This is a genomic window from Chitinophaga sancti, from assembly GCF_034424315.1.
Taxonomy (GTDB): domain Bacteria; phylum Bacteroidota; class Bacteroidia; order Chitinophagales; family Chitinophagaceae; genus Chitinophaga; species Chitinophaga sancti.
In genome coordinates, this window is the sequence record NZ_CP139972.1 from 4,893,704 (window position 1) to 4,918,708 (window position 25,005).

Genomic DNA, 25,005 nt, shown 5'->3' on the forward strand with positions numbered 1-25,005 from the left:
GTAGAATTAGTTCGTTCGTTAGATAGATTGATAGTAAAGCAAAAGTAGAGGGGTAATATAACCGCAGTGTTAACTGAGGGTTACCTGTATGTTAACAGTTTACGTAGATGCGTTATAGGTATAGGAATATAAGGTTTACACAGCGATGTAAATAATCGTCAACAGGAAAAAGGTTGTGGTCCCTGCCTGTTATTATTATGAAGGTTAATTAGGCGCTCGAGCTGAATGTTATATTCATTCCCGTTTGCATAACCTGTTTTGGCAACGTCACTGATGCCTTTGATCAGCTGGAACAGGTGCATGCTTTTGTTGGTGAATGGTTTGTTGTCTTTGTTGCAGAGTTCGAGGGTGAAGTTGAATCTGTCTTCCAGTTCTTCTTCGAATTCGCGAAGGCTTAGGGTTTCGTCGATGGGGTATTCAATGAGCATATTTTCCAGAAAGCCGGCTTCCTGCAAGGTATCAAAAGCATTCGCCGGGGAGTTCCGCATATAAACAGCAATGTTGCACGAGAGTAGCCGTTGGAACTGCATCTGCAAGAGGGATACTGTCATTAAAGGATGTAACTTCAATACTTTCATTTACGTTTGGATTATTATTTCCAGTCTTACTGAATTTGTTTGCAAACTTAGTTCGTGTGTATTAAGTGAATATTAAGGGGGTGTTATCTAATCATAAATATATGTTAAACTATAACATATATAATTTAAGGGTTTAATCTATTATTTAGCCGGCTTGTGGCCGGCTAAATAATATTTTGATTAGCATAAACGATTTTATGAATTTGGGAAGGTCACCGCTTTGGATAGATCGAGATCCCCCCAGATCTGCTGATCTTCCTCTTCTTCTGGCAGTACTACTTTTGCTTTCGTTACAGGGTACTGATAGAGGGTCCATTCCTTATTAACATATTCAAGAGAAGTAAGGCTTTCCACCCAGTCACCAGAGTTCAGGTAGGTCACGGTTTTACCATTGTGTACCATTTCTTTAATGATCGGCTGGTGGATATGCCCGCATGCTACAACGTCAAATCCTTTGTCCACAGCGATTTCAGCTACGATCTGTTCAAAATCGGAGATGAATTTCACTGCCTGTTTTACCCCATGTTTCACCTTTTTGGAAAAACTCATCTTTTCCCTGCCCATGCTTTCCAGGACATTGTTCACGAGGCGGTTGAGGATGATGAGCAGGTCGTAGCCTTTGCCTCCCAGTTTAGCGAGCCATTTGGAGTTTTTCATGGTTACGTCATAAACGTCGCCATGGAAGAACCAGTGTTTTTTACCGTCTACGTCCAGAATGAGTTTATTATCAATAGTAAGGTTGCCCAGACCGAAACCTGCAAATTTGCGGAGGGCTTCGTCGTGGTTACCGGTGAGGTAATATACATCTGTGCCTTTTCCTGTCATTTTCAGGATTCTGCGAATCACCTTGGTATGGGCTTTAGGGAAGTAGCGCTTGCTGAACTGCCAGATGTCGATGATATCGCCATTGAGAATCAGGATCTTAGGATCAATGCTATCAAGGTATTGGACAAGCTCTTTTGCGTGACAGCCGTATATTCCGAGATGTACATCGGAAATAACGACTATATCAAGTGGGCGTTTATCGGACATTGTTTACGCTGGTGAACCGGAATACCTGGTTCATTGTTCTAATGGTGATAAAAAAAGTATTAGCTCGCTGTAGGTGTATGGACCTGTGTGAAAGGGCTTTCCCCGGATAAAACATCCCTGAAAACCAAGCTCGTACACCACAGGTTTTAACAATACAAAGAAAAAATTGCTATATTACTTTTATATTAATCCAGTGTTAAGGAATCATTAAGAAAAATTATTTCTTGGAGGTATTGGTCGCGGAAAGCTATTTTTGCGGCAAATTCAAACTATATAGCGTATGGGAGGCTTTAATTCCTTTGTAAAATTGTTTATTCCTAAGGACAGGGTATTCTATTCATTATTTGAAGATGTAGCTGCCAATCTGGTAGAAATGGGAAAGGTTCTGATAGAGTTGACAAATGCTACAGACCCTGCTGTAAGGAAAGATAAAACGCATCTGATCGAGAGACTGGAGCATAAGAATGACGATTTTACCCATCGCATATTTGTAGAACTGGGCCAGAACTTCATTACTCCTTTCGACCGTGAAGATATTCACCACCTGGCAGCTACTCTTGATGACGTAGCAGATTACATCCACGGTTCTGCAAAGCGACTTGATCTTTACAAAGTAGTAGATATTAATGATAGTGTTCGTAAACTGGCTGATCTGATCTACCAGGGTACCCTGGAACTGCACAAAGCGATCCCGGAACTGAGAAACATGTCTAATATGCGTAATATTACTGATGCCTGTGTAAGGATCAACAGCCTGGAAAACCATGCTGATGATATTTATGACATGGCCATTGCGGACCTGTTTGAGAAGGAATCCAACAATGCAGGTGAACTGCTGAAAATGCGTGAATTGTATCAGGCACTGGAAATTGCTACCGATAAATGCGAAGACTGTGCGAATGTGATCGAATCCATCATCATTAAATATGCATAATAGCCCGGTACTCTAATGGCTTTATGCAAACTTTATTCTAATGGCCTTACTTGTCACAATTATTATATTGGCATTCATCTTTGATTTTATCAACGGGTTTCATGATGCTGCCAACTCTATAGCTACGATCGTTTCCACAAAAGTGCTGACCCCGTTTCAAGCCGTATTGTGGGCTGCTATATTCAACTTTGCCGCTTTTTTTATTTCAAAATACGTTTATGGTGAATTTAAGGTAGGTAATACCATCGCCAAATCAGTATTTGAGCAGTTTATCACGCTGAAAGTGATCTTCTCCGGGCTGATTGCTGCTATTTTATGGAACCTCCTTACCTGGTGGTATGGTATTCCATCCAGCTCTTCCCATACCCTGATTGGTGGTTTTATTGGCTCTGCCGTTGCTGCTGCTCATGGTAACTTTGACGTGATCAACTACGGTAAGGTGATGCCAATCATCTACTTTATTGCACTGGCCCCTTTTATAGGGATGGCCGTCGCCTTTGTGATCACCATTATAATTATGAACGTTTGCCGCAGGGCAAACCCATATAGGGCAGAAAGCTGGTTCAAACGTCTGCAGCTGGTATCTTCAGGTGCACTGAGCCTTGCCCATGGTGGTAATGATGCGCAGAAAGTAATGGGTATTATTGCAGCTGCATTGGTAGCACATGGTTTAATTCCCGATCTGGCGCATGTGCCGAACTGGGTTCCCTTCTCCTGTTTTGCTGCAATTGGTCTGGGTACCATGAGTGGTGGCTGGAAAATTGTAAAAACTATGGGATCCCGTATCACGAAAGTGACCCCACTGGAAGGTGTAGCTGCTGAAACCGCAGGTGCCATTACGCTTTACCTCACAGAAGCACTGGCCATTCCTGTAAGTACTACGCACACCATTACCGGTTCTATTATCGGGGTAGGTGCTACCAAACGTCTTTCAGCAGTACGCTGGGGGGTAACCGTGAGCCTGCTTTGGGCATGGATCCTGACCATTCCGATCAGTGCCTTATTGGCTGCTGCCGTGTATTTCGTCGTGAATCTCTTTATTTAAACGATCTTCGGATCAATATAGCCGGGCCGGCGTGGGAATATAAAAGTTATTTCTCACGCCGGCTTTTTTTATGGATATTTTCCCACTGCTGCTTTTTTTTCTCCCCATCCCCCTATTTTTGTAAGGCTTTTGGAAAACCCAGTATCCTATTATGTCAATAAGGTGGTTTCCGCAAAAGTTCTCTTTATCAGATAGGATTGACTTTTGAGGAAAATGCTTGTTGATGATTGTTTATCATATAATAAACCGAAATGAAAGGTATTATCTTAGCCGGGGGCTCAGGCACTCGTTTACACCCCATTACTTATGCTATCAGTAAACAGATCATGCCGGTGTATGATAAACCGATGATCTACTATCCATTGTCTACGCTGATGTTGGCTGGTATCAGGGAGATCCTTATTATATCCACCCCTCATGACCTGCCTGCGTTCAAGCGTCTCTTTGGAGATGGCAAGCAACTGGGGCTGGATATGACTTATGCTGAACAACCGGAACCTAATGGCCTGGCACAGGCATTTGTGATCGGAAAGGACTTTATCGGGAAGGACAATGTCGCACTGGTATTAGGTGACAATATATTCTATGGTGCAGGTCTGGGTACCCAGCTCGCCAATAATGTAAATGTGCAGGGAGGGATCGTATATGCCTACCAGGTATCAGATCCAGAAAGATATGGGGTAGTCGAGTTTGACGACAAGATGCAGGCGGTATCTATCGAAGAGAAGCCGGCGAAGCCGAAGAGCAACTATGCCGTACCGGGATTATACTTCTATGACAACAATGTGGTAGAGATTGCCGCGAACCTGAAACCCAGCGCCCGTGGTGAATACGAGATCACAGATGTGAACAAGGCTTACCTGGAAGCAGGCAAACTGAAAGTATCTATCCTGCCCCGTGGTACTGCATGGCTCGATACCGGTACCTTCGATTCGATGATGCAGGCATCCCAGTTCGTACAGGTGATAGAGCAAAGACAGGGGATCAAGATCGCCTGTATCGAAGAAATCGCGTACAGACAAGGGTTTATTGACATAGAACAGTTGCACAAACTGGCGGCACCCCTCTTGAAGAGCGGGTATGGCAATTACCTGGAGTCATTACTGAAACAATAATGTTGAGATACATACACCAAAAAATCGCTTTTGCCGCAAGGCAGAAGCGATTTTTTGCGAATAGAAAGATGTATTGCGTAGCATTTCATGAAGCCGGTTGCAGGCCCTTTTCGAAGGCCCATCAACTGCCACAGGCAATTGCCAGGTGATTTTTAGACTAGAAAATTGAAATTGGTTCCAGACTGGCTGACCAATATTTTGAGAATATGGTATTTACGACATAAATTCGTAATTCGCTTTTTGTTACTTTGATACCAACTCTAAAAAACAAATCATATGAAGGTTCTTGTTACCGGCGGTTGTGGCTATATTGGCTCTCACACTATCGTAGATCTGATTAACAATGGATTTGACGTAGTCTCTGTAGACAGCAATATCCGCAGTAGTACACAATTGCTGGAAGGCGTAGAAAAAATCACAGGTAAAAAAGTCCGTAACTACAAAGTTGACCTCTGCAACCTGGAAGATACACACGCCGTATTCCACGAAAACCGTGACATCGTGGGTGTCATTCACTTCGCAGCCCTGAAAACAGTACCAGAATCGGTGGCAGAGCCCCTGTTATATTTCCAGAACAACCTCACTTCACTCACTAACGTACTGAAATGTGTAAAGGAATTCAACATTCCTAACATGGTGTTCTCTTCTTCCTGCTCCGTGTATGGTAATACCACAGCACTGCCTGTAGTAGAAGAAACTCCGCTGGGAGAAGCACAATCTCCTTACGCACGTACCAAACAAATGGGTGAACAGATCATTCAGGATTATAGCCGTGTAAACAGCACACAGTCTATCCTGCTCCGTTATTTCAACCCGGTAGGTGCACATCCTTCTGCCCTGATTGGTGAATTGCCGCTGGGTAAACCTGATAACCTGGTGCCAGTGATCACCCAGACAGCAATCGGTAAAATTCCTAAGCTGACTGTGTTCGGGCATAATTTTGATACCCGCGATGGTAGCTGTATCCGCGATTATATCTATGTAATGGATATCGCGAATGCACATACCAGAGCATTACAATACCTGATCGATAAGAAAAACTCCAATAACTGTGAGGTTTTCAACCTGGGTACCGGTAATGGTGTAACCGTGCTGGAAGCCATCAAGGCATTCGAAAAGATCTCTGGCGTGAAGCTCAATTATGAACTGGGACCTGATCGTCCGGGAGATGTAATTGCGATCTATGCGGATAATACCAAAGCTAAGTCAGAATTGGGCTGGGAGCCTAAAACAGGCATCGAGGATATGATGAGGACTGCATGGCAGTGGGAGGTATCCCTGAGAGACAGAGTGCTGAATAATTAATGTAATACAGACACTTAAAACGAGCATGCCCTTTGCCAACAATAAAAAGATATAACATGCTCATCTTTTTTATTATTTTTAAGGCTCAATACTTATAATAAAGGCTATGGTAAAAGACATTAAACCGTTAAATGAGAAGGAAACCCGCGCAGGATTTGGAGAAGGAATCCTGGAGGCCGGGCGTAGAAATCCAAATGTGGTAGCATTGACTGCTGATCTGCTGGGCTCTATGAAACTGAATGCCTTTATTAAGGAGTTTCCTGATCGTTTTGTACAAGTCGGTATTGCAGAAGCCAACATGATAGGTATCGCTGCTGGTATGACCATTGGCGGTAAGATCCCTTACACTACCACGTTTGCCAACTTTTCAACCGGACGTGTATACGATCAGATTCGTCAGTCCGTTGCTTATTCTGACAAGAATGTGAAGATCTGTGCATCCCATGCAGGTTTAACCCTGGGTGAAGATGGTGCTACTCACCAGATCCTCGAAGATATAGGAATGATGAAGATGCTGCCAGGTATGACTGTGATTGTACCTTGCGATTTTAATCAGACCAAAGCTGCTACTATTGCGATTGCGGAACATCATGGTCCGGTTTACCTGCGTTTTGGCCGTCCAAAATGGCCTAATTTCACGCCGGAAGATCAGAAATTTGAAGTAGGTAAAGCGCAGATCCTGCATGAAGGCACTGATGTTACGCTCTTTGCCTGTGGTCACATGGTATGGCTGTCTATCGAAGCTGGTAAGATCCTGGAAGAAAGAGGTTATAGCGTGGAAATCATCAATATCCACACTATCAAGCCACTGGATGAAGCAGCTGTACTGGCTTCTATTAAGAAGACCGGTTGTGCTGTAACTGCCGAAGAGCACAATGTGCTGGGTGGTTTGGGAGATAGCATTGCGCAGGTAGCTGCACGTAATCATGTAGTGCCTATTGAATATGTAGGTACTGAAGATACGTTTGGTGAGAGTGGTAAGCCACTGGAGCTGCTGAAGAAATATGGTCTGGATGCGGATCATATCGTGGCTGCTGCTGAAAAGGCAATCGCCAGGAAGAAGGCAAAGTAATTTTATTGTAAGGAGCTTTTTATAAGACTGTAGGCTGACTGGTAACGGTCAGCCTATATTTTTTTTATTAAGTCATTCCGGCATTTTCTTTTAAAAAATAACCGAACTACCAGGAAATCCGGAAGATATCTCCTGGTAGTTCGGCGGAAGGAGGGCCAGCTTTCAGCATTCATGGTTTAATATCTATCTCTTATGGGGGATTAAACTTTCCGTGGGAAAAACCATCTTAATAGGTGGTTTTTAATTAAATTCCATTCTTTAACCATTTAACCTTAGTATGGCCATTATCCAGGATGATAAGACATTGCTGAGTTTGTACCGGGATCCTGCCACAAGGGAAAAGGGATTCACGTATATCATTCAGAAATATCAGGAGCGCTTATATTGGCATGTAAGGCGATTGGTGCTGGATCATGACGACGCGAACGACGTTTTACAAAATGTATTTGTAAAAGTATGGAAGAACCTCGAAGGCTTTCGGGAAGATGCCCAGTTATACACATGGCTTTATAAGATAGCTACCAATGAGTGCCTCACCTTCCTGGAAAAACAAAAGAAAAATACATCTGTTTCCCTGTCCGATGTGGAAACAGGGCTTAGTAATACGCTGAAAGCTGATAGTCAGTTTGATGCAAATAAACTGGAATGGAAACTGCAGAGAGCTATTCTTGGACTACCCGAAAAACAAAGGATCGTATTTAACCTGCGGTACTATGACGAGATGCCCTATGAAGAAATGAGTCGTGTGCTGGACACCTCAGAAGGTGCGCTGAAAGCCTCCTACCACCACGCCGTAAAAAAGATAGAAGAATTTATTAAGAACGGCTAAAATTGCGACATTTGCTGAAATTTTGAGGTGAAATCCTTAATTTTTGAGATGAAAGTGAAAAATTCAAAGACGAAACAAGTTAGTCTTTAAACTATTCATATCTTCTGCTGTCTAATTACCATAATGATACCCAAAGGCAACGATATTGCGAACGAACTTCAGGAGCTTATTCCTGGCGCTCAATGGCCACAAGAGGCGCCCCTGTCAGGGGTTCCGGCTGGTTACTTTGAGTCATTGCCAGCAATAATCCTTGATAAAGTGCGTCAGATAGATAGGGAAGAAGAGCTGCCGGAACTTACTGGTATTTCCAAAGACCTCCCTTTCTCCGCCCCGCCGTCAGGGTATTTTGAGCAATTGCCCCAAAAGATCATTGCACTCGTAAACGAAGAGCTGGCCCCGGAATTGACCGGTATATCCCGGACATCTCCCCTTACCCCTCCGCCAAACGGATACTTCGGGCAATTGTCCTCGCAGGTGATGCAAAAGATCAAAATGGAGGAAACCGCTACCGAACTGGCAGCACTCTCTCCACTATTGGCGTCTATGCCTAAGGCAATGCCTTTCTTCCTGCCTGCAGGGTATTTTGAGCAATTCCCTGCCCAATTGCTCCAGCAGATCCAGGAAGAAGAAAGCGTATCTCCTTTTGCAGAGCTGACCAAAACCGCCCCTTTCTCCATGCCTGCAGGCTACTTTGAACAGTTGTCTGCCCAGGTAATACAAAAGGTAAGAAGTGAAGAAGTGGCGGATGAACTGGCTGAAATTTCCCCATTGCTGGCAGGTGTATCCAAAGCAATGCCTTTCTCTGTTCCTGCTGCTTATTTCGATCAGCTGGATGAACAGATCATGGCCCTTGCAAAAGAACCGGCTAAAGTGGTGAACATGCGCCCACGCAGAATGCAGTTCTACAAATGGGCGGCGGCCGCCTGTATGATTGCGCTCCTGGGCACCAGTGGCATATACTACATGCTGCACACCCAGCAAAGAACCGGGGCTGCTGCGACCATTAACCTCGCGGAGGCAAGTTTATCTGATGTAAGTGACCAGGAAATTCTGGAATACCTGCAAAACCACATGGATGCTTTTGACAAGGATGACCTTATGGGAGTGACCGCAGGAACGGGAGCGACAAAAGCGACAACAACAGAGACGACAGCATTGCCGGAAGGATTGTCTACCAAGGACATTGAAAGCTACCTGGAAAACACTGGTTCTTTAAAAGAAGAAAGTCCAATTAAAAACTAAATGAAACATTTTTACATACTGAGCTTATTTTTTATCACCGTCCTTCTGTGTCGGCCCTTACCGGGTATAGCGCAGTCAGGCGGCAGCGATGCTGAGATAAAAGACAAGATCCGGGCAGCAGAAATAGCTTACCTGGCTCAGAAGCTCGATCTTACACCTGATGAAGCCCAAAAATTCTGGCCGGTGTACAACCAGTATACAAAAGAAGTGGAGATCCTGATTGCAGAGCGGAATAACCGCTCTACTGCTGCGAAAGTGGAAAAGACAGATCAAAAAAATAGCGCCCCCAATGCGGAATTGAAATACGACCAGCGCATGCTGGATATCAAAAGCCACTACGATAAAGAATTTCAGAAAGTACTGCCAGCAAATAAAGCAGGGTCGGTGTTCAGGTCAGAAAGAGAATTCAGGAAAGTATTGCTACAACAACTGAAAGAAAGACAGGTTAGAAACATGGGAGGCCCAGGCCCCCGCAGATGGAGAAATTGATAACTATTGATGTGATATAACGAATAAATAATAAGGCCTCCCTTTCCGGGAGGCCTTATTATTCAGGCATAGTGCGCTCTTACTTCTTTCACCTTCCCCTCATGGTTCAACACCATCATTTCCGCAGACAGGCGATTGTCCACACTACGATAATACAGGAGAAAAGAATTTACACCTTCCAATACCTGAATCAGCTCGAAATGCAGATCGGGATATGCCGTTAAGGCTTTTGAGAAATACGCCTGCAAAGCCATTTTTCCCTGGAGATTGCCGGCGGGATCGTTGTTGATCTTAATGATAAAGGGAGAATAAAAAACAACATCTTCTGCATAGTGAGACATAATTGAGTCCAGCTGGTGGGAGTTCCAGGCCTGCAGCCATTCCTGCGCGAAATTGCTCATAGTTTCTTTTTTAAAAAACAAGTTAGAGAACGGGATGACAGGATTATTTGCTGAAAAGCTCATTTTACTGATCGCCATTCCCTGGGCGTCATACCATATGTACGACGAAAAAGGCGATAAAAGTGCGGAATGTTTTCGAAGCCATTGCTGTAGGCAATTTCCTGAATGGAAAGGGTGGTGGTCCTTAGAAGAAAACTGCTTCTTTCCAGTCGTTTTTCCCATACCCAATGCATAGGGCTTTTGAGATAGCGTTGCTGAAAGCGCCTTTTTAAGGTGGCTTTACTCATATAACTCTGGCGGGCCAGGTCTTCTATTTGTATGGGAGTGGTCAGTTCCTCTCCGATGGTTTGTACAGGGAGCTCGCTGGATAATGAGCGGCGAAGCATTTGTAATGCTGTTGCCGGCATGAGTTGCAGGGCCTTTTGTGTTACATAGTTTGCAGGCAGGGAGGACTTTCTGTTGAAAGCGTCTAATAACTCAGCGGAAAAGTTTTGCCAATGAGGCTGAGGTGCTAGCTGCCTGGTCGCTATTTCCACTTCAGCAGAAGGTGGTAACGCTGCAATCCATTCATCCTGCAATACGATATTGATACTTGCATAGCCTTCTTTCCTGCCCAGTATTTCAGAGCAAACCAGGGAGCATGCGGGAATGAGGAATACATCTCCCGCATGCAGGTGGTGAATACGCTGCCCGTCATACATGCGCTTTTGCCCATGTATCACCAGATTGAGGATACTAAGGGGTGTGTATACTTCATGATCTGTTTTGCGGTTATACTCGCTGTAAGCAGCCCAGTTGTATGATCCCTGTCTCCAGACCTGCATGTGTGTATGGCCCGTAAAGCAGAGATTATCATACGCGGTATACATCTATTTGAATTTCGTGAAAGGAGTTTTTGTATCATGATAGAAGAGGAATGTCCATTCATCCGCCTTCCCACGTTTTTTGAACTGTTCGCGGAGTTCCAGGCCACGCTTGCCATCATAATCATACTTCGCAGCAAAACGACGGAGCATGTAAGACATCTGAGGTGCTTCATCACCACCAAAGAAGACTTTACCATCTTCATCATCAATAAGGAATACCTGGTGATAAGGGCAGTGACCGCCGGTTACTTCGTACGAGATATAATCGTCGATAGTGCCATTGCCTTCGGTAAAGATAACGTTGTCGTAATTCTGGAGAAGGGAGATATACTCAGAATTATATGATTTACCATCATGCTCCAGGCCATACTGAAGTTCCTGCCTGTTCACATAATAGGTGGCGTGAGGAAATGTAAGTTGACGCTGACCAGTGATAGTATCTATTGCAGAAACTCCACCGGAGTGATCATTGTGCAGGTGGCTCATCAATACCTTGGTAATTTCCATTGGATTCACACCATTATCGATCAGGTGTTGATGTATTTGCAATACCCCGTCCTTATTGCGGAGGCCCAGACCTGTATCAAAAAGGATGAAATCCTGATTGGTGATGACAAGAAAAGGTTGGATTTCTACCAGCAGGGAACCACCTGATCGTTGCTGCAAGGTGTCTACTGATGGATTGTAAGGAACGAACTTTTTTGTAGCATCTACAGTGAAAGACCCTTCTGATAATGGAATAATACGTGCCATAGTTTCAAATGCCAAAGTGAGGATGCAAAGGTACGGAATAAAAAAAGAACGCTCCCGTCTAAGGCGGGAGCGTTCTTTTTATCTTAATACCATCTGCCTGTCAGCATCCAGTCTCAGCATTATAAATATCAACATTGTAAACGTCATCAGGGAGGATCCACCATAACTCACCAGCGGCAGCGGAATACCAATTACCGGTGCCAGACCTATCGTCATCGATATATTGATGGCCATGTGGAAAAAGACTATGCTGGCCACCCCGTATGCATAGACCCTGCTAAACGTCGATCGCTGTCGCTCCGCCACAAATATGATCCGTAAGAGCAGGGCAATATATAACCCTATAAATATCAATGAGCCAACGAAACCAAAGTCTTCACCCACCGTGCAGAAGATAAAGTCAGTACTTTGTTCAGGTACGAAATCATATCTCGTTTGTGTTCCTTTCAGGTATCCTTTTCCGATCACACCACCAGAACCGATGGCAATCATACTCTGCCTTGTATTGTAAGTAGCTTTCGGATCATTCTCTTTACCCAGCATTACGTTGATACGCTTTACCTGGTAATCTTTCAGCACTTTGGTAAATGCAAATGGTACGATGAACATCACAAACACTGAACAGAATGCATAGACACCTACTATCAGCGCCAGTTTGGAACGATGTCTTCTGATGTCGCGGCGCATGAAATAGATCACCAATGCTGTGATACCTGTGAATATGTAAAAGAGGATATTCTTATCCACCAATAATGCGGACAGGACTAACACGATTCCCGAGAATGCGATCACCAGCAATACCGCAGGCAAACCTTCTCTGTACATCACCAGGAAGAAAGAGAAGTACACCAGCGCCAGACCTGTCTCATCCTGCAAAATGATGATGGCGCAGGGAATGAGTGCCAGTGAGGCAGCGATTAAACGCGCCCGTAGTTTGGTAAAATCTGTCTCCAGTGAGGACAGGTATTTCGCCAGTGCCAGGTTGGTACATAGTTTCGTAAGCTCCGCAGGCTGGAACTGGAACCCACCTATCACTAACCAGGAGTGAGAACCTTTTACGTCTTTACCAATGGCGATCACCAATAGCAATAATAAGATACCGCCTGCATACAGCAAATTTGCCGTAGCGGTAAAGAACTTACTATCTGTAAGCCAGATGATGGTCGCCAATACGGCTGATACGCCTAACCACATTATCTGACGGGAATAGTTCTTATTCAGGTGAATGATATCGTTCCATATATTATCGCCTTCCCTGTACTCTGCAGCAAAGATCGATAAGAGGCCAACGAACACCAATGCCAGATAAAGACCCATGATAGGCCAGTCAATACCTTCTGTCAACTTTAATTGCTGCCGGCGGTTCATCATTAGTTATTCGGAAAATAGAGTTTAAGTATTTGTTCTGTTGTCATTTTAGCTGAAGCTCCGTTCAGGGAATCCAGCTTGGACTTGTCTCTTACCACAGGATCGATGGTTACATCATTCAATGTCTTTGTCATCTGTGGTTTGCGTTTTACTGATATGGTGTCATTCAGGTATTTCTCGATCATTAAGCTGGCAATAGGAGCAGCGTAAGTGGCACCGAAACCTGCATTTTCTACGATTACGGCAATGGCAATCTTAGGATTGTCTCTCGGCGCAAATGCTACGAATACAGAGTGATTCTTCAGTTTGGTAAGCTTACCGTTTACAATGGCATTGTTCTCTGCAGTACCTGTTTTACCACATACAATGATGTTGTCGATACGGGCTATCTGACCAGTACCTCTTTCCACCACATCCTCCATACCATAGATTACTGAACGATAAGACGTATCTGATACGTGGGCTACCACGTGTTTTTCTTTGTATTTATCCAGCAGGTGGGTGTTATCATTATCTATGCTGCTCACAAAGTGAGGTACATAGTAAGAACCATGATTCGCAATGATACACATCGCATTTGCCATCTGTAATGGTGTGGCCACTACCTGGCCCTGACCCATACCTACATACAGTTCTGAACAGGAGTTCCACTGACCGCGATATAATTTATTCATACCTGCAGTATCGATGGCTTTACCACCGGATTCACTCGGAATATCCACACCCAGCCTGTGACCTAAACCAAAGGAAGAAATATAATCATGCCATTTCTGGTGACCTTTCTTTACACCACCCCATTTTGCCGCATCTACTTCCAGCCTGTAGAGGTGAACAAAGTAGGCGTTACAGGAGTTAGCGATGGCCAGTCGCAGGTTAGCTGCGTGTCCGGCATTGTGGTGGGTACAGGCTATCGGGCGTCCGCAATAGGTATATGCGCCAAAACAAGGGAAACCATAACTTGGTGTAATTACACCCTCATCCAGTGCAATCAGTGCCGTCAGCGGTTTCATGGAAGATCCCGGTGGGTAGCCTGCCTGGATAGCACGGTTAAAGAGTGGTTTGGTCGTATCAGTAAATAGACGGCTAAAGTTGCGTGCTCTGAAGGAACCTGTCAGCAGATTCGGGTCGAAGGTAGGTGCACTTACCATAGATAGGATACCTCCTGTCTGCGGATCGATAGCTACTACGCTACCTATCTTGTTACGCATCAGGTGTTCACCGAGTACCTGCAGGTCAACGTCCAGGGAGAGGCGGAGATTCTTACCTGCAATAGCGGCAGTATCGAATTCCCCATGTTCATAAGGGCCTTGGGGGCGGTTCAGGTTATCTTTTACGAGGTATTGGATACCACGCTGGCCCATCAGCACTTCTTCATAAGTTCTTTCCAGGCCGGTCATCCCCAGGTAGTCACCTTGGTTATAGTCGCTGTACTGCGGGCGTTGCATCATCTGGGGAGAGATCTCACCGATATATCCTAAGATATTAGAAGCAGCAGCAAATGGGTAAGAACGGATTTGCCTGGGCACCAGTTCAAACCCGGGCTGGAACATATACATGCTTTCCTGCAGCTTACCGAAGGTTTCGGGGGCGAGCAGGGGAGCGAATACGGATACACGGCGGCTACCATTCTTGAGGATGGAGGCGGTAATACGTTTTCTGAATTCTTCTTTGTTGATATTCAGGATTTCGCACATGTAGGCCGTATCAATATTTTTGACATTGATAGGTGTAACGACCAGGTCGTACATAATATCGTTGCTGAGGATACTACGACCTTTGCGATCGAAGATGATACCACGGCTGGGGTAAACTACTTTGCGGAGTACCGCGTTGGCATCGGCCAGCTTGGAGTATTTCTTCTCGACAATCTGTAAAAAGAAAAGCCTTGTCATGATCAGTACGACCATGCCAAGGAATATAATTTGTATGACCCGTTTTCTGGGTTGGTTATAAACAGACATTTCCCCGGAGATGCATTATTAATAAAGGTATCCTTCTTTATAAAGATACTATACATTTTACTTCCTCGAAAAGAACAACAGCTCATACAGCACGATCAGGAAAATGCTCGCAGCGGTAGAGAAGACGATCTTCAGCAGCAGGTATAAAAAGCTACCTACGTTGAATACCTCCAATGAAAAGAAGATCAGATTGTGAAGGAATACCAGAATAGAAGCATAGATCAGAAACTGAGATACGCCCATACTAGTCATAGATGGGGTTTTCTGTGTAGTTTCGAAACCACCCTGTGGTGACAGGATGTTGATAATAAATGGTCGCAGATAAGCTATAAATACACATGCAGCGGCATGCATACCCATGGTATCCATAAACATGTCGTGGGTAAGGCCCATGAGCAGTGCCAGCAGCATGAGTGCCGGGCGGGGCAGGTTAAAAGGCAGCAACAACACAAAAAGCATGTAAATGTTGAAGCTAACCGACTGATGCAGCAATATCTTGTTCAGAACAAACACCTGCAACAACAGCAAAAGCACAAAACGGATTATATTTCTTAACAGTATGCTCATTGTTTGATCAGCTTGTAAGTTGAATCCTCCAAAGATTTTTGTTCATCCTGCAAGAGGTTGTCAATTACATACACATATTGCAGGTTGTAGAAGTTAGTAGCCAGGCGGATCCTGATATTAAAGGAGGTGCTGGCTTTGTCTACCTCTTCGGTTGATTCTACGTAACCGATCGGGATATTTTCAGGGAAGAAGGCGGAGTAACCGCTGGTGACTACGGTATCCCCTTTTACGAGGTGTACGCTTTTAGGCACATCTTCCATGGTGGCATAGCCGGCTTCACCGCCGTGCCAGCGAACCATCCCCATTTCCTTGCTTTTGCTAAGGCGGGCGCTGGTACCGAAGTTACGACCTCTGGAGAGGAGAGAGAGCACTACTGCGTAATGATCATTTACGCTACGTACGATACCAACCACACCACTTGGGCCAACTACCCCCATATTTGGACGGATGCCATCGGCACTACCACGGTGAATGGTGATATAGTTGATTGGGTTGGTAACTGAGTTGTTGACTACCTTGGCTGCCTTGTACAGGTAGCGGCGTACAGAAGTACTGACCACTTTGCGGATGGTATCAGTGCCATACTGGCGAATGGTATCATTTTTAACAATATTGTCGAGGATAACAGTGTCGAAACTTGTGCGCAGCATATTGTGCAGGCGGGCATTCTCTTTTACCAGACTGTCATTTGTAGCTTTCAGGTGAAAGTAGTATTCTACGTTGTTGTAACGTTCGTATAACCTGGCGCTAATGTTATTGGCGGAATTGAGGTAGGCTGTTTTCTGAAAATCGTTGTTCTGGAAGACCAGCACTAAACAGATCACTTCCAGCAGCAAGAACAGAAAAAAATTAAAGTAGCGCCTTAAGAAAATGATGAGATTACGCACAGGATTTTATTTCTATAAAGAAGCCTGCAAAGCTGACCGTTTTTTTTGACGCTCTGCCTTGCAGGCTACTTTTATTATTGCATTAGGAACGGATACTTACCCACGTGTTTCAGTGCGATACCGGTACCTCTTACCACGGCGCGCAGTGGATCATCTGCCACATGTACCGGCAATTTGATCTTCTGGGTCAGGCGTTTGTCCAGGCCGCGTAACAGGGCACCACCACCGGTCAGGTATAAACCTCTGCGGTAGATATCGGCAGCCAGTTCGGGAGGAGTTGTTTCCAGTGCTTTCAGGATGGCTTCTTCAATCTTGAAGATGGATTTGTCCAGCGCTTCGGCTACTTCCTGGTAGGATACCATGATCTGTTTAGGAATACCGGTTACGAGGTCACGTCCATTTACCGCAACATCATCTGGTGGGTTGTCCAGTTCTTTCAGTGCAGAACCGATCTGGATTTTGATCTGCTCAGCAGTTCTTTCACCGATCAGCAGGCTATGATAGCGGCGCAGGGCTTCCATGATATCGGCAGTGAATTCGTCACCGGCGATACGGATACTCTGGTCGCACACGATACCAGCGAGGGCGATCACGCTAATACCGGTGGTACCACCTCCGATATCGATGATCATGTTACCTACCGGCTCTTCTACGTCAATACCGATACCCAGCGCAGCGGCCATCGGTTCATGTATTAAGAACACTTCCTTAGCGCCTGCCTGTTCAGCAGAGTCGCGTACGGCGCGTTTTTCTACTTCTGTAATGCTGGATGGAATACAGATTACCATACGCCAGCTAGGAGAGAACAAAGGTTTCTTTGGATACACCAGTTTGATCATTTCACGAAGCATTCCTTCTGCTGCGTTAAAGTCCGCGATCACACCATCTTTCAGAGGACGAATGGTACGCAGGTACTCATGCGTTTTCTCGTGCATCATCATGGCTTTTTTACCAACAGCCACGATTTTTCCGCTAGCGCGTTCTATAGCAACAATGGAAGGTTCATCCACCACCACCTGGTCATTGTGAATGATCAGCGTATTAGCTGTACCTAAGTCAATCGCTATTTCCTGAGTTAAAAAATTAAAGAACCCCATTGCTTAATATGGTCAAAATATTATTGTGTGCAAAAATGAATAATTCCAACGAATATACAATCTTAAAATTGTATGTTTTCTCAATAATACAACTATAATATTAAAAAATGTTATTTATTGTATTTGATGAGCCGGTTAGTAGTTGTAACAGTTAAAAACAACCTGTTAGCCGGCATAGTAATGACTCTCGAAAACGCTTAAACGATCGCTCGTTCTTTATAGTATGGTCTTGCTCTCTATGAATGAATGAGTTATGCGACAGTAGTGGTGCCTGCATAGCCACAGGCCTACCCTTGCTGGGCTTACACGAACTCGAATCCAATATCCCTCCTGTAATATTTACCTTCAAAATCAATAGATTCTGCAGTTTGCCGGCTATGCGACAACGCAATACCCAGATCAGAAGCCAGTGAAGTGATGGTGAGTACACGGCCACCATTGGTGAGGATGTCACCACCGGATGCCTTTGTACCTGCCTGGAATACCAGCTGATCCTGCGTTTGGGCAGGAATATTGGTAATGACCTTACCCTTCTCATATGCTTCCGGATATCCCCCGGCTACCAGCATTACTGTGGTGGCCACGCGGCTATCCTCATAAACTTTTTGTGCAGACAGTTTGCCATCTATCACTGATTGAAACAGCTCCAGCAGGTCATTTTGCAGGCGAGGCATTACTACCTCAGTTTCAGGATCTCCCATGCGACAGTTGTATTCTATCACAAACGGAGCGCCATCTACCTTGATCAAACCAAAGAAAATAAAGCCATTGTAAGCTATGTTCTCTTTAGCCAATCCATCTACCGTAGGTTTGACAACCTGTTCGATCACCTGATCCATGAATGCTTTGTCAGCAAATGGAACAGGGGATACAGCTCCCATACCACCGGTATTCAGGCCGGTATCGCCTTCGCCAATACGTTTATAGTCTTTCGCGGAAGGCAGCAGCTGGTAGCTTTTGCCATCCGTGAGCACAAATACAGATAATTCTATGCCAGAAAGGAATTGTTCTACAACAACCTTTTTGCTGGCATCACCAAACTTCGCCTCGCGGATCATTTGTGTGAACTCAGTCACCGCAGCTTCGCGATCTTCCAGGATCACCACCCCTTTACCGGCAGCCAGGCCATCGGCCTTGAGGACGATAGGTGTAGCATGCTGACGAAGATAAGCTACCCCTTCTTCATAGGTACTTTCGTCAAACTCCCTGTAGGCGGCAGTTGGAATATTGTGGCGGCTCATGAACTGCTTTGCAAATGCCTTGCTGCCCTCCAGTTGAGCGGCATAGGCAGAAGGCCCCATTACAGGGATGTGTTTCAAAGCCTCGTCCTGCTGGAAGAAATCGTAGATTCCTTTTACCAGTGGTTCTTCAGAACCTGGTACTACCAGGGTAATGGCGTTTTCAAGACAAAAAGCCTTTATCTTTTTAAAGTCGGACACCGCGATGTCTACATTCTGTCCATGTTGGGCAGTACCGGCATTACCGGGGGCGATGAACAACTGCTCGCATAAAGTGCTTTGAGTCATTTTCCAGGCCAGGGCGTGTTCCCGGCCACCACTTCCTAATAGTAAAATCTTCATATTGTATGTTCAGTGTGTAATTTGAGCGAATTCAGCCATTTCTGCCCCGTTCTTCCAAATTTTTTGCAAAGAAAGGCCAAAATTTAACCAAAAACACCATTTTTCTCGATAAAAAGCCTAATTTATTTATCTTGCCGCCTTCATAGGACTTACTTATCAACAAAACTGAACCAATTATGACTGAAACTGCTGTTGAGCAGCCTGTAATTGCACCAAAACCAAATAGCGGCCACCACAAAGGCCTTTATGTTCTTTTTTTTACTGAGATGTGGGAGCGCTTCGGGTATTACCTGATGATCGGGATCTTCTTCCTATACCTGATAGATCCAACTGCCAATGGCGGTAAAGGCTTTACAAACGGCCACGCTTCTGATCTCGTAGGTACATATATTGCATTGGTTTACCTCTCGCCGTTCATAGGGGGGTTAATGGCCGACAGGTATCTCGGCTATCGTAAAGCGGTAATCTTAGGCGGCTCCCTGCTGGCTGCGGGTTATTTCGGATTGGCCTTTCCCGGCGAAATGGCCATGTACATTTCTCTTACCCTGATCATTATCGGGAATGGTTTCTTCAAGCCAAACATTGGAACCATCCTGGGTAATATCTACAACAGGGAGGACCTGAAACCTAAAAAGGATATTGCCTACAACATCTTCTACATGGGGGTGAATATCGGGGCTTTCATCTGTAACTTCGTAGCCGCTTATCTGCGTAACTCACTGGGTTGGGGCTATGCTTTTGCTGCTGCTGGTGTAGGTATGCTGATTGGCCTGTTCATCTTCATCACCAAATCCAAAGTGATTGCTGAAGGGGATATCCGCAAACCTGTACAGAAGGATGATATGCCTATGAGCAAAATCCTTGGCCTGGTATTGCTGCCAGCTTTCCTTGCTGCGGTACTGGGTTATTTCATGCAGAACTTTATCGGGCATCCGCTGTTTGGTACACCATCCATCGATGCTTTCATGTTTGCATGTGTACCTATCATTATATTTTATATTCGTTTGTATACTACTGCTAATAAGGAAGATAAACGCGGACTGGGTGCGCTGCTTGCCTTCTTTACTGTAGCGATCGTGTTCTGGGTAATCTACAACCAGAATAGTACAGGTCTCACTATCTGGGCTGATCAGTATACTGACCGTTCTATGTCAGAAAGTGTGGAAAAGGTAGCCAAACCAATGGGGATGCTGCAAACCGTGACCACCGACCCTCACCCTGTCACCCAGATCGATGCACAATTCCGTGCAGTGACCGATGGCAAGGGTAATACGATTACGGTACAGGGTCCTGATCCTTATTTCCAGAACCTGCCTAAGGATAAATGGCCAGCCAGCGGGCAAATGAAACTGATTTCTACGGAGATCTTCCAGTCTGCCAACCCTGGATTTATTGTGATATTCACCCTGTTAGTCCTTGGATTCTTTGCATGGCTGGCGAAGAGAGGCAAAGAACCGACTACCCCTGTAAAGGTGGCGATGGGCATCTTCATTGCCGGTTTATCGTCTCTGCTCATGATCTTTGCGGCTTCAATGACAAATGTGTATGTGGATAAGAGCTCTATGGCCTTCCTTGTAGGAACTTATGCCATCTTCACGGTAGGTGAGATTTTGGTAAGCCCTATTGGATTGTCTATGGTATCCAAGCTTTCCCCTCCACGTCTTACAGCCCTGATGATGGGTGGCTGGTACCTGGTGAACTCCATTGCCGGTAAAGTAGCTGGTATGATGGGTACATTCTGGGATAGCTTTACTGACAAGAAGATCTATTTCATGATCCTGACTGTGGCTGCAGCAATTGCGTTTGTAGTGATGATGATGATCAGTAAATGGATTGCCGGTGTCGTAAAAGAGAAGACTGGCGCTTATTGACAAGGTCAAAATCCTATATCAGAAATGCTTCTGCTCCCCGGCAGGAGCATTTTTTTTAGGGGTAAAATGGGTATAAGTCTTATATTGCCCCCCGAACAAAATCTAACTATACCCACCAACACTTACTATGGCAGATAATTTTAAGCCTTTTGTTTCACCAGAGGTGAAGATGAAGGAATTTACGGTCAAGTCCATTTTATTGGGCTGCATGTTTGGTATTATATTCGGTGCCGCAACGGTGTATCTTGCACTGAAAGCGGGTTTAACGGTGTCCGCGTCTATTCCGATTGCCGTTATTGCTATTACGCTTGGCCGGAGATTCTTCAAAACCACCATCCTGGAAAACAATATTATCCAGACCACTGGTTCAGCAGGTGAGTCAATTGCTGCGGGTGTGGTATTTACGTTACCAGGCTTTTTGTTCCTGTCTGATAAGAACAGCGATCAGTATTTTAATTACTTCACGATCCTCATCCTTGCCATCTTTGGGGGTATCCTGGGTACCCTGATGATGATTCCGCTACGCAGATCCCTGATTGTAAAAGAACATGATACCCTGCCTTACCCTGAAGGTACTGCCTGTGGTGATGTATTGATTGCAGGTGAGAAAGGTGGTGATTTTGCTAAAACAGCTTTCTATGGTCTGGGCTTTGCTGTAATATATGCACTGCTGCAAAAGGTTTTCCATGTTATCGCGGAAACGCCTACCTACATGACCAAACAGGTTAATAAATTCTTCCCTTCTGCTAAAATAAGTGCTGATATAACGCCTGAATACCTGGGTGTAGGGTATATCATTGGGCCCCGCATTGCCGGTGTACTGGTAGCGGGTGGTGTATTGTCCTGGCTAGTGCTGATTCCTTTGCTGGCAAGTTTGCTGCCTGGCGACCTGATTGCTACCCAGCTGGTAAAACTCGGTTACCTGGCGGATCTCGCTACTCCTGGAGGAAAAGGTAACTGGAATCCAGCTACCCATACTTTCACTGATTACTCTGCTGCAATCTACTTTGCCTATGTACGCCAGATAGGAGCCGGAGCTGTAGCCGCCGGTGGTTTCATTACGCTGATCAAAACTATCCCTACTATCATATCTTCTTTCAAAGGTAGCCTTGGCTCCCTGAAGAAAGGTGAAGGTGGTGCAGCTGGTACTGCTGAAGTACCCCGTACTGAAAGAGACCTGAATGTGAAACTGGTATTATTTGGTAGCATTGCCCTGATCATCCTGATGGCATTCCTGCCTCAGCTGCCAGGTGATTCTGTTGGCAAAAAACTGCTGGTAGGCCTGCTGGTGGTTGTATTTGGTGCTTTCTTCGTAACTGTATCCAGCCGTATCGTTGGTTTGATCGGTTCTTCCAACAACCCTATTTCTGGTATGACCATCGCTACCCTGATGGGCACCTGCCTGGTGTTCATCGCTGTAGGCTGGAGTGGTAAAGTTTATGAGCCAATGGCACTGGTAGTAGGTGGTATGATCTGTATTGCTGCTGCAAATGCCGGTGGTACATCGCAGGATCTGAAGTCTGGCTACATTGTGGGTGCCACTCCTATGTACCAGCAGTTATCACTCTTCATTGGTGCAATCGTATCTTCTATCGTGATTGGTCTGACAGTGAAATTCCTGGATAAGCCTACTGCTGCAATGATTGCGAATGGTGTTACTGACCACGCAATCGGTAGTACTTATTTCCCGGCTCCACAGGGTACACTGATGGCGACCCTTGCAAAAGGTATCCTCTCTTATAACCTTGACTGGCAGTTTGTACTGGTAGGTGTATTCCTTTCTATTGTAATGGAGCTGTGTGGTATTAAATCATTATCCTTTGCAGTAGGTGCTTACCTGCCATTGTCTACTACTTTACCAATTGCGATTGGTGGCGCTATTCGTGGTGTAGTAGATATGAAAAACAAGAAGAAGAATATTAAATTATCTGCTGAAGAAGAAGAACTGGGCAAAGGTAATCTGTTTGCAACAGGGCTTGTAGCCGGTGGTGCGGTAGCTGGTGTGATCATAGCGATCATGGCTGGTTTCAATGGCACGGCAGCGGCACTGGATGCGCTGAACATGGAGAAGGGGCTTTCTGGTCCATTGGGTGAAGAAGGTTATTATATACTCGGTGTAGCAGGCTTTGCCGCGATGGGATATTATCTCTATCGCATTGCGACAAAAAGCAAAGAAGCCTAATATTTCCTTATAAAAAGGGAAAAAGCGTTTTTGACCGATGGTCAAAAACGCTTTTTTATTTACTTTTAATTATCGATTGACAATTAACTCCTTACATTATTCGTTAGCTACATAAAACCCAAAATCACATGCGCCCATTATTTGCTTTAGCCGGAATTTTGTTGCTGATAAGCGCCTGCAAGCACGATAACAACGAACCAATCAGAAAATATACTTCCTTTCAGGTAGATAGTCTGATTGTACTGGCTGAAAATCCCACTGCAGTGCTCTCTCCAGCGAACCTTACAGATAACGACGCTACTAATGATTACCCTGTTCTCAACATTCATGCTACAGGTAATCATGGTGAGATGGTGCAGTTCAAACTGATTTCTGAAACAGAAAATATTCGACCCGGCGATTATTCTTCTACAATTCAGGGCAACGGTATCCGCCTTGGGTTTGCAGGCCTTTCTTACAATCTACAGGCGAATTATACGTATGGTACGCTGAACTTTCATATCACCAATGTTATGGATACCCTGATTGAAGGATCTTTTGATGGAGAGCTTGTAGATACTTCCGGCACCATTACTCCCAAACCAATGGTGAAGGGTTTTATCAGGGCGGTATTTGTCAGAGACACCCTCTAAATAAATGACAGATAATCGTAGTGTTGTTTTAAGATGGCCTTGTCATCTGCCCCCAACCATTTGTTGAGCAGTGTAGCATACACTCGCTTGAAATCTACTTTGTATTGCAGGTCTCCATCTTTCAGGTTCGTTAAATCAGGCCCCTCATTCAGTAAGCCTTGCTGCTTTAATCCACCTCCTATCAGGAACATATTATTGGCAGTACCATGATCTGTACCATTGCTGGCGTTTTGCGCTACCCTTCTGCCAAATTCCGAAAAGGTCATGACCACTACGTCCTGAAAGCGGTTATTGTTTTTCAGATCACGGGTAAATACAGTTACCGCATCATCCAGTTGTTTGAACAGGTTCTGTTGCTGTGATTGCTGATTGACGTGGGTGTCAAAACTACCATGAGATACATAGTATACCTTGGTACTGATGTCAGACATGATGAGCTTTGAAATTGTGCGCAGACTTTTTCCAAGATGTGTGGATGGATAGTCTTCTTTGGTATCGTATGTTTTAAATTGCTTTTGAATGTAGTTGGCAGATGATAAGGTAGAGCCCAGTGTTTTGTACAGGTAGTCTACATTGGATTCCTCATCCCGATGGTTATGCATCAGATCTCTGTAAAGCGCTGCATTCATGCCGGCACTTAATCTACCAGGATCATTGAAAGCCAATCCTTTCTGGAATTCGCCTTTCATGGCCAGGCTTAAAGTATCATCTATTTCCAGTGCCTGTACGGGTTTATCACAATCTTTACACTGTGCATCCAGGTAGCGGCCTACCCAACCATTGCCCCAGTAATCAGCAGCATTGCTGGCTGTTTGCCAGATGTCCATCGAGCGGAAATGTGAGCGATCAGGATTAGGATAGCCTACGTTTTGCAGGATGCCCATACCACCATCATCATACAATGCTTTCATGCCGACCATGGCAGGGTGAAGACCCGTTTCATCTGTGAGCGACAAGGCCTTTTCTCTTTGTATACCTAAGCTGGGGCGGAGTTGATAATAGATATCGTTGCGATATGGGATGACGGTATTCAGACCATCATTACCACCTGACAACTGGATTATCACAAGTACCTTATTGCCAGGTGGCACCATGGCAGCTGTTGAATGCTCCAATGCCTTCAGGAACTTTGGTACGAACATAGATGCCGAGGCCAGTGAACCCGCTTGTAAAAAACGACGTCTGTTCAGTATTAGCAT

The 25,005-nt window shown here is 45.0% G+C and carries 23 protein-coding genes; 11 read left to right on the top strand and 12 right to left on the bottom strand.

All coding sequences use genetic code 11. The features are described 5' to 3' along the window. Positions 1–158: 158 nt before the first annotated feature. Positions 159–578 (bottom strand): hypothetical protein, encoded by a 420-nt coding sequence (locus tag U0033_RS18855; protein ID WP_143150882.1) that lies wholly within the window; start codon positions 576–578, stop codon positions 159–161. A gap of 195 nt (positions 579–773) precedes the next feature. Beyond that, complete coding sequence (locus tag U0033_RS18860; RefSeq protein ID WP_072364253.1) at positions 774–1,610, bottom strand: UDP-2,3-diacylglucosamine diphosphatase; 837 nt, start codon at positions 1,608–1,610, stop codon at positions 774–776. A 280-nt stretch (positions 1,611–1,890) separates the two neighbouring features. Between U0033_RS18860 and U0033_RS18865 the strand changes: the two genes are divergently transcribed. The 8 genes from U0033_RS18865 to U0033_RS18900 all read left to right on the top strand — a co-directional run bounded on the left by U0033_RS18865 (position 1,891) and on the right by U0033_RS18900 (position 9,641). Then, positions 1,891–2,544 carry a DUF47 domain-containing protein gene (locus tag U0033_RS18865; protein WP_072364254.1) on the top strand — a complete coding sequence of 218 codons (654 nt, stop codon included), beginning with the start codon at positions 1,891–1,893 and terminating at the stop codon, positions 2,542–2,544. 40 nt (positions 2,545–2,584) lie between these two features. After that, positions 2,585–3,589, top strand: a complete 1,005-nt coding sequence (locus tag U0033_RS18870) for an inorganic phosphate transporter (RefSeq protein ID WP_072364255.1) — start codon at positions 2,585–2,587, stop codon at positions 3,587–3,589. A 251-nt stretch (positions 3,590–3,840) separates the two neighbouring features. Continuing rightward, positions 3,841–4,704: a glucose-1-phosphate thymidylyltransferase RfbA gene (rfbA, locus tag U0033_RS18875; protein ID WP_072364256.1), complete on the top strand. Its 864-nt coding sequence runs from the start codon at positions 3,841–3,843 to the stop codon at positions 4,702–4,704. Positions 4,705–4,980: 276 nt separating this feature from the next. Next, a complete protein-coding gene (galE, locus tag U0033_RS18880) occupies positions 4,981–6,009 on the top strand; it encodes a UDP-glucose 4-epimerase GalE (RefSeq protein WP_072364257.1) in 1,029 nt (342 codons plus the stop codon). Between the two features lie 106 nt (positions 6,010–6,115). Then, the gene (locus tag U0033_RS18885; protein ID WP_072364258.1) at positions 6,116–7,081 is read left to right on the top strand and encodes a transketolase family protein; all 966 of its coding nucleotides are present in this window, start codon (positions 6,116–6,118) and stop codon (positions 7,079–7,081) included. Between the two features lie 277 nt (positions 7,082–7,358). Next, on the top strand, positions 7,359–7,910 hold the full coding sequence (locus tag U0033_RS18890) for an RNA polymerase sigma factor (protein ID WP_072364259.1): 552 nt from the start codon (positions 7,359–7,361) through the stop codon (positions 7,908–7,910). A gap of 123 nt (positions 7,911–8,033) precedes the next feature. Further along, entirely contained in the window at positions 8,034–9,152 is a 1,119-nt protein-coding gene (locus tag U0033_RS18895; protein WP_072364260.1) for a hypothetical protein, read from the top strand. Continuing rightward, a complete protein-coding gene (locus tag U0033_RS18900; RefSeq protein ID WP_072364261.1) occupies positions 9,153–9,641 on the top strand; it encodes a hypothetical protein in 489 nt (162 codons plus the stop codon). It abuts the gene before it with no gap. Between the two features lie 62 nt (positions 9,642–9,703). On the opposite strand, the gene U0033_RS18905 is transcribed toward U0033_RS18900, so the two are convergent. From U0033_RS18905 to purD, 9 genes are all read right to left on the bottom strand, one after another. Further along, positions 9,704–10,042 (bottom strand): nuclear transport factor 2 family protein, encoded by a 339-nt coding sequence (locus tag U0033_RS18905; RefSeq protein ID WP_072364321.1) that lies wholly within the window; start codon positions 10,040–10,042, stop codon positions 9,704–9,706. 59 nt (positions 10,043–10,101) lie between these two features. After that, positions 10,102–10,911, bottom strand: coding sequence for a helix-turn-helix transcriptional regulator (locus U0033_RS18910; RefSeq protein WP_083571764.1), 810 nt, complete (start codon positions 10,909–10,911; stop codon positions 10,102–10,104). Further along, positions 10,912–11,661 (bottom strand): MBL fold metallo-hydrolase, encoded by a 750-nt coding sequence (locus tag U0033_RS18915; protein ID WP_072364263.1) that lies wholly within the window; start codon positions 11,659–11,661, stop codon positions 10,912–10,914. Positions 11,662–11,739: 78 nt separating this feature from the next. Further along, complete coding sequence (rodA, locus tag U0033_RS18920; protein WP_245801844.1) at positions 11,740–13,032, bottom strand: rod shape-determining protein RodA; 1,293 nt, start codon at positions 13,030–13,032, stop codon at positions 11,740–11,742. Then, positions 13,032–14,990: a penicillin-binding protein 2 gene (gene mrdA, locus U0033_RS18925; protein WP_072364264.1), complete on the bottom strand. Its 1,959-nt coding sequence runs from the start codon at positions 14,988–14,990 to the stop codon at positions 13,032–13,034. Before mrdA ends, rodA begins: the two co-directional genes overlap by 1 nt. Positions 14,991–15,047: 57 nt before the next feature. Beyond that, complete coding sequence (locus U0033_RS18930; protein ID WP_072364265.1) at positions 15,048–15,557, bottom strand: hypothetical protein; 510 nt, start codon at positions 15,555–15,557, stop codon at positions 15,048–15,050. Continuing rightward, entirely contained in the window at positions 15,554–16,444 is an 891-nt protein-coding gene (gene mreC / locus U0033_RS18935; protein WP_072364266.1) for a rod shape-determining protein MreC, read from the bottom strand. The genes U0033_RS18930 and mreC overlap by 4 nt, the downstream gene beginning before the upstream one ends. 74 nt (positions 16,445–16,518) lie before the next feature. Continuing rightward, on the bottom strand, positions 16,519–17,541 hold the full coding sequence (locus tag U0033_RS18940) for a rod shape-determining protein (protein WP_012787871.1): 1,023 nt from the start codon (positions 17,539–17,541) through the stop codon (positions 16,519–16,521). A 302-nt stretch (positions 17,542–17,843) separates the two neighbouring features. Continuing rightward, on the bottom strand, positions 17,844–19,121 hold the full coding sequence (purD, locus tag U0033_RS18945) for a phosphoribosylamine--glycine ligase (protein ID WP_072364267.1): 1,278 nt from the start codon (positions 19,119–19,121) through the stop codon (positions 17,844–17,846). A gap of 176 nt (positions 19,122–19,297) precedes the next feature. Between purD and U0033_RS18950 the strand changes: the two genes are divergently transcribed. The 3 genes from U0033_RS18950 (at position 19,298) to U0033_RS18960 (ending at position 23,806) form a co-directional block, all read left to right on the top strand. Further along, positions 19,298–20,992 (top strand): peptide MFS transporter, encoded by a 1,695-nt coding sequence (locus U0033_RS18950; protein ID WP_072364268.1) that lies wholly within the window; start codon positions 19,298–19,300, stop codon positions 20,990–20,992. A 127-nt stretch (positions 20,993–21,119) separates the two neighbouring features. Next, a complete protein-coding gene (locus U0033_RS18955; protein WP_072364269.1) occupies positions 21,120–23,174 on the top strand; it encodes an OPT family oligopeptide transporter in 2,055 nt (684 codons plus the stop codon). A 128-nt stretch (positions 23,175–23,302) separates the two neighbouring features. Then, positions 23,303–23,806, top strand: coding sequence for a hypothetical protein (locus tag U0033_RS18960; protein ID WP_072364270.1), 504 nt, complete (start codon positions 23,303–23,305; stop codon positions 23,804–23,806). Here the strand turns inward: U0033_RS18960 and U0033_RS18965 are convergent. Beyond that, positions 23,803–25,005, bottom strand: coding sequence for a DUF1501 domain-containing protein (locus U0033_RS18965; protein ID WP_072364271.1), 1,203 nt, complete (start codon positions 25,003–25,005; stop codon positions 23,803–23,805). The genes U0033_RS18960 and U0033_RS18965 overlap by 4 nt on opposite strands.